The sequence below is a fragment of the Actinoplanes subtropicus genome (genome assembly GCF_000721705.1).
Lineage (GTDB): Bacteria > Actinomycetota > Actinomycetes > Mycobacteriales > Micromonosporaceae > Actinoplanes > Actinoplanes subtropicus.
Genome location: NZ_JOJL01000212.1, coordinates 1 through 204, shown reverse-complemented (window position 1 = coordinate 204; position 204 = coordinate 1). Strand labels below are relative to the sequence as shown.

Annotated in this window: 1 protein-coding gene; it reads right to left on the bottom strand. The window is 64.7% G+C overall.

All coding sequences use genetic code 11. From position 1 onward, the window contains the following. A partial coding sequence (locus IH26_RS61920; protein WP_034218371.1) for a hypothetical protein occupies window positions 1-204 on the bottom strand: 204 nt, incomplete at its 5' end.

Here is a 204-nt window from a genome sequence, read left to right as displayed (position 1 = left end):
TCAGGAGGCCAGGGTGATCGCGATCGAGGTGGCGCCGGGGTCGGCGGTGACGGTGTGGGTGGTGGTGTTGTAGCTGCCGCCGGTGACTGATGTGACGCCGATGGTGAGGAAGATGGGTAGTTGGATTTGGGTGTTGCCGGGGAGGTTGCCGGACAGGGTGACGGTGATCAGCCGGCTGGTGCCGGGTTTGGTGGTCTGGATGGA